We start from the raw sequence: 5,697 nt of genomic DNA, 5'->3' as shown, positions 1-5,697 counted from the left end.
GACACGATCGCACTGGAAATTCGGCCCCTGTCCGCTCCCGAAGCCGCAGGCCAGGAAGTGTTGCAGGATGCTTCCCCGCTGTTCAACCTGCTCAGCGAACTGCACCTGAGCGAATTCGAGTCGCAGCACTTGTTGCGGCAGATCAGCGAGCGCGACCGCGCCATCGCCGCGTTCCTGAAATCCCAGAACAAACGCATCGACCTGCTCAGCCAGGTGGTCGCCCTGACCGTGCTCGGCCAGATCGGCGAGCCGCAACCGGTGATCATTTCCGAAGGCGGGATCGACTTTCAGCACCCGACACCAATCGCCGCCGGCGCGCACCTGTCGGTGAAACTGGTGCTGATGCCGCAAGCGCTGGGCCTGTTGCTGCGCGCCCGCGTCACCCATTGCGACCCCAAGGGCAACGGATTCGACGTCGGCACCGAGTTCGAACACTTGACCGATGCCCAGCGCCAATTGCTCGCCCGCTATATCTTGCAGAAGCAGGCCCAGGAACGACGTCTGGCCCGCGAACAGAACGAATCAGGCATTTAATTTAAGGAAGAACCGTGACCCTCATCTACGGCCACCGCGGCGCCAAGGGCGAAGCACCGGAAAACACCCTGAGCAGCTTTCAGGAATGTCTCAAGCACGGCGTGCGCCGCTGCGAACTCGATCTGCACCTGTCCAAGGACGGCGAGTTGATGGTCATCCACGACCCCACGCTCAAGCGCACCACGGATCGGCGCGGCAAAGTCGTCGAGCACACCGCCGCCGAGCTGGTGACTTACGACGCGCGCAAGGGTGGCCCGGGCTGGATCAAGCCGTGCCCGATTCCGACGCTGGAAGAGTTGTTCGAGCAATGTGATTTCGAGCACTGGCAGCTCGAGGTGAAAAGCGCTTCACGCACGCGCGCCGCAACCACGGTGCTGGCAATTCGTGAAATGGCCCAGCGCCACGGCCTGCTCGACAAGGTGACGATCACCTCGAGTTCGCGGGAAGTGCTGAAAGCAGCGCTGGATCTGGTGCCGGACGTGTCGCGAGGACTGGTCGCCGAATACGCCTGGCTCGACCCGTTGAAGGTCGCGGCTAGTTACGGCTGCGAGATTCTTGCGCTGAACTGGACGCTGTGTACGCCGGAACGCCTGCAGAAGGCGCAGCGTCAGGGGCTGCATGTGTCGGTGTGGACCGTCAACGAGCCTGCGCTGATGCGCAGACTCGCCGACTTCGGCGTTGACAGCCTGATTACAGACTTTCCCGGTTTGGCCACTGCCCCGCGCGAGAAGTGCTGAAATCGGTCTCCCCGGCCGGCTCAGGCCACCGGCCGGAGCCCGTCAAAAAAGCCGGTTGAGGCCGTCGTACGCCGCTACCCGATAGGCTTCCGCCATGGTCGGGTAGTTGAACGTGGTGTTGACGAAGTACTTCAGGGTGTTCAGTTCACCCGGCTGGCTCATGATCGCCTGACCGATGTGGACGATCTCCGACGCCTGATAACCGAAGCAGTGCACGCCCAGCACTTCCAGGGTTTCACGGTGGAACAGGATCTTCAGCATGCCTTGCGGCTCGCCGGCGATCTGCGCACGCGCCATGCTCTTGAAGAACGCCTTGCCGACTTCGTACGGTACTTTGGCCTGGGTCAGCTCCTGCTCGTTCTTGCCGATCGAGCTGATCTCCGGAATGGTGTAGATGCCGGTCGGCACGTCATTCACAAAGCGCCAGCTGCCGTTATCAACGATGCTGCCAGCGGCCGAACGGCCCTGGTCGTGAGCGGCACTCGCCAGACTCGGCCAGCCGATCACGTCACCGGCACCGTAGATGTTCGGTACACAGGTGCGGTAAGCCTCGTCGACTTCGATCTGACCACGGCTGTTGACCTTGACGCCGATGTTTTCCAGACCCAGCGTGTCGGTGTTGCCGGTACGGCCGTTGCACCAGAGCAAGGCGTCGGCCTTGATCTTCTTGCCGGACTTCAGGTGCAGGATCACGCCGTTGTCGACGCCTTCAACGCGATCGTAATCTTCGTTGTGGCGCACAGTGATGTTGTTGTTGCTGAAGTGGTAGCTCAACGCTTGGGAGATTTCCGAGTCGAGGAAGCTCAGCAACTGACCACGGTTGTCGACCAGCTCAACCAGTACACCCAGACCGCTGAAGATCGACGCGTATTCGCAACCAATCACGCCGGCGCCGTAAACGATCAGTTTGCGCGGGGTGTGGTTGAGGCTGAGGATGGTGTCGCTATCGTAGATACGCGGGTGGTGGAAATCGATGTCCGCCGGGCGATAAGGACGCGAACCGGTGGCGATGATGATGTGCTTGGCCACCAGTTTCTCGACCACGCCGTTGGCGCAGACCACTTCGATGGTTTGCTCGTCGGCGAAGCTGCCGGTGCCGAAGAACACGTCGACGCGGTTACGGGCGTAATAGCCGGTGCGCGAGGCGACTTGTTTGGAAATGACTTTCTCGGCGCTTTTCAACACGTCCGGGAAGGAGAACCAGCGTGGCTCGCCGATCGCCCGGAACATAGGATTAGTGTTGAACTGCATGATCTGCCGCACCGAGTGACGCAGTGCCTTGGACGGGATGGTGCCGAGGTGGGTGCAGTTGCCGCCGACCTGACGACGGCTGTCGACCATCGCGACCTTGCGCCCTGCTTTGGCGGCGTTCATTGCCGCGCCTTCTCCCGCCGGGCCGGAACCCAGTACCACCACGTCGTAGTTGTAGACAGCCATGCGTACTCCTCAGAACAGGCCGCGGTGCCAGCAGCACCTACGGCTAAATCACGCCGAACGGCGGCGCGAAGGAACAATTGGGGGTCAATCAAGAACCCGGACACAGTCTATAGAAGCGTCAACGCCGCGCACATTAACCCTTGGTCGCGTCGTAGGCTACTTTTGCCTGCACTACAACGCCAGCTTTCGTATTGTTCTCAGTCAGTTTTTTTGCCACTGAGGCGTTCGAACGCCGGACTGGTGCGGATGACGAAACCTGTATCGGCACGAATCACCAAGAATGCACCGATGTCATGTTTTTCGGCATAGTCCATAGCCCTTTCGGGGCCGAGAATAAGCAACAGCGTCGATAGTCCATCTGCCACCAACGCTGAAGGATGAATTACCGTGACTGAGGCCAGGTCGTGTAGGACGGGGGCGCCGGTGCGGGCATCGAAGGTGTGGGAATAGCGCCGACCGTCCTGCAGGAAATAGTTGCGGTAGTCGCCAGAGGTCGAAACGCCGTAGCCGTCGACATCAATGATGCGCTCGGCGATCTGTTGATCGTCGCGGGGTTCTTCCAGAGCAATGCGCCACGGGGAGCCGTCGAGCTTTTTGCCTTTTGCCTTTAATTCACCCGTGGCTTCAGCGAGGTAGTCGTGGATGCCGAGCGCATCGAGCCTTGCGGCGATGGTGTCGACGGCATAACCGGCGGCGATGCTATTGAAGTCGACCTCTACGGCAGCGTCTTTGCACAGCTGGTCACCCTTTATGTTCAGATGCTGATGACCGACCCGCTGCATCACCTCGGCCAGTGCAGCGGCATCGGGGACTTTTTCTTCGCGACCTTGCGGGCCGAAGCCCCAGAGATTCATCAGCGGTTCAACGGTGAGGTCGTAAGAACCTTCGCTTTGCGCTGACAGTTGTTCGCCGACGCGGATCAATTCGAGTACCGACGCGGGCATTGTCTGACAGCTATTGGCGGGCAAAGCGTTGAAACGTTCGATGTCGGAATCGTTGCGGTAAGTGGACAGCTGCTGGTCGACTTCGGCGAGGATCCCTTCTACTTCACTGCGAACTTGCGCGGAATCGGCATCACCCGCATGACGCACGTACTTGATCGAATACGTGCTGCCCATGGTTGGCCCGCCAAAGCTTTCCATCGACTCACCCTCGCCGCAGGCCGCCAAAAAAGCCGCCAAAACCACGAACCCCACAAACCGTCCAGTGAACAATTCTTCATCTCCCCGCAAAACAGCGCCGGCCATTATGAATCAAAGGGCCCGCTCGCTCCCAACGGATGCAACGCGCTTCTAAAAATCCAATAACGAGTATCTAAAAATGTCCACTTCCACGGGCAAAGGCAAAGCGATCTTTCGCGTTGTCAGCGGCAACTTCCTCGAAATGTTCGACTTCATGGTCTACGGCTTCTACGCCACGGCCATCGCCAAAACCTTCTTCCCGACTGACAGTGCCTTCGCTTCGCTGATGCTGTCGTTGGCGACTTTTGGTGCCGGTTTCCTGATGCGACCGCTGGGGGCGATCTTCCTCGGCGCCTACATTGACCGTCATGGCCGTCGCCAGGGTTTGATCATCACGCTGGCATTGATGGCCGCCGGTACGGTGCTGATTGCCTGTGTTCCGGGATACGCCACCCTCGGCGTTGCCGCTCCTTTGCTCGTGCTGTTTGGCCGCTTGCTGCAAGGTTTCTCGGCGGGCGTGGAGTTGGGCGGCGTGTCGGTGTATCTGGCTGAAATCGCCACACCGGGCCGCAAGGGCTTTTTCGTCAGTTGGCAGTCCGCCAGCCAACAAGCGGCGGTGGTCTTCGCCGGTTTGCTCGGCGTCGGCCTCAATCATTGGCTGAGTCCGGAACAGATGGGTGACTGGGGCTGGCGCGTGCCGTTCCTGATCGGCTGCATGATTGTGCCGGTGATCTTTGTCATTCGTCGTTCGCTGGAAGAAACTCCGGAATTCCAGGCGCGGAAACATCGCCCTACCCTGCGGGAAATTGTCCGCTCGATCGGTCAGAACTTTGGCATCGTTATCGCTGGCATGGCGCTGGTGGTGATGACCACGGTGTCTTTCTATTTGATCACTGCGTACACCCCGACCTTCGGCAAGGCTGAGCTGCATTTGTCGGACTTCGATGCGTTGCTGGTGACGGTGTGTATTGGTTTGTCGAATTTCTTCTGGCTGCCGGTGATGGGCGCGGTGTCCGACAAGATTGGACGTAAACCCCTACTGCTGGCGGCGACTATTCTGGCGATTCTGACCGCGTACCCGGCGCTGTCGTGGTTGGTGGTGAATCCGAGCTTCAGCCATTTGCTGATCGTCGAATTGTGGTTGTCGTTCCTGTACGGCTCGTACAACGGCGCGATGGTGGTGGCGCTGACCGAGATCATGCCGGTGGAAGTGCGTACGACCGGGTTCTCGCTGGCCTATAGCCTGGCGACGGCGACGTTTGGCGGGTTTACGCCGGCGGCGTGTACTTATCTGATTCATGTGCTGGATAACAAGGCTGCGCCGGGGATCTGGCTCAGTGGAGCGGCGGTACTGGGCTTGATTGCAACGTTGGTGCTGTTTCGTGGCAACAAGCATGAGCTGCGCACGGCGCAAGCAGCCATACCCGGTGGCGCCCGATAGGACGCCATCGCGAGCAAGCTTTGCTCCTACATTGGAGATGTGGCGCTCACAAATCCCTTGTAGGAGCCGAGCTTGCTCGCGAAGGGGCCGGTACTGACAACACAGCTCTAAAAGGCACACAAACAAAAACGCCCCGACCAAAGTCGGGGCGTTTTCATATGCAGCTATCGCTTAGCGCGGGAACGCTGGCGGATTCACATCAGCCATGTCTTCCATCACGCGGATAACCTGGCAGCTGTAACCGAACTCGTTGTCGTACCAGACGTACAGAACAACGCGGTTGTCCTGAACGATGGTCGCTTCAGCGTCGACCACACCGGCGTGGCGCGAGCCAACGAAGTCAGTCGAAACCACTTCCTGCGAGTTG

The 5,697-nt window shown here is 59.6% G+C and carries 5 protein-coding genes and 1 pseudogene; 3 read left to right on the top strand and 3 right to left on the bottom strand.

All coding sequences use genetic code 11. The annotated features are described in order from the left end of the window. Both ACIP1X_RS27450 and ACIP1X_RS27445 read left to right on the top strand, forming a co-directional pair. A partial coding sequence (locus ACIP1X_RS27450; RefSeq protein WP_400755838.1) for a PilZ domain-containing protein occupies window positions 1-534 on the top strand: 534 nt, incomplete at its 5' end. Window positions 535-548: 14 nt separating this feature from the next. Beyond that, entirely contained in the window at window positions 549-1,271 is a 723-nt protein-coding gene (locus ACIP1X_RS27445) for a glycerophosphodiester phosphodiesterase (RefSeq protein WP_400755837.1), read from the top strand. A 42-nt stretch (window positions 1,272-1,313) separates the two neighbouring features. On the opposite strand, the gene sthA is transcribed toward ACIP1X_RS27445, so the two are convergent. Beyond that, window positions 1,314-2,708 carry a Si-specific NAD(P)(+) transhydrogenase gene (sthA, locus tag ACIP1X_RS27440; RefSeq protein ID WP_038362239.1) on the bottom strand — a complete coding sequence of 465 codons (1,395 nt, stop codon included), beginning with the start codon at window positions 2,706-2,708 and terminating at the stop codon, window positions 1,314-1,316. Window positions 2,709-2,905: 197 nt separating this feature from the next. After that, the gene (locus ACIP1X_RS27435) at window positions 2,906-3,955 is read right to left on the bottom strand and encodes an FAD:protein FMN transferase (protein ID WP_400755836.1); all 1,050 of its coding nucleotides are present in this window, start codon (window positions 3,953-3,955) and stop codon (window positions 2,906-2,908) included. A 73-nt stretch (window positions 3,956-4,028) separates the two neighbouring features. On the opposite strand from ACIP1X_RS27435, the gene ACIP1X_RS27430 reads away from it, so the two are divergent. Next, window positions 4,029-5,330, top strand: coding sequence for an MFS transporter (locus ACIP1X_RS27430; protein ID WP_400755835.1), 1,302 nt, complete (start codon window positions 4,029-4,031; stop codon window positions 5,328-5,330). 171 nt (window positions 5,331-5,501) lie between these two features. Here ACIP1X_RS27430 and ACIP1X_RS27425 read toward each other — a convergent pair. Then, window positions 5,502-5,697 (bottom strand): annotated as a pseudogene (locus ACIP1X_RS27425) (glyceraldehyde-3-phosphate dehydrogenase); the annotation flags it as partial.

Origin of the sequence: Pseudomonas sp. NPDC088885 (assembly GCF_044750025.1) — a bacterium.
Taxonomy (GTDB): domain Bacteria; phylum Pseudomonadota; class Gammaproteobacteria; order Pseudomonadales; family Pseudomonadaceae; genus Aquipseudomonas; species Aquipseudomonas rustica.
The sequence above is the reverse complement of the archived record's forward strand: the minus strand, read 5'-3'. Positions and strand labels throughout refer to the sequence as shown.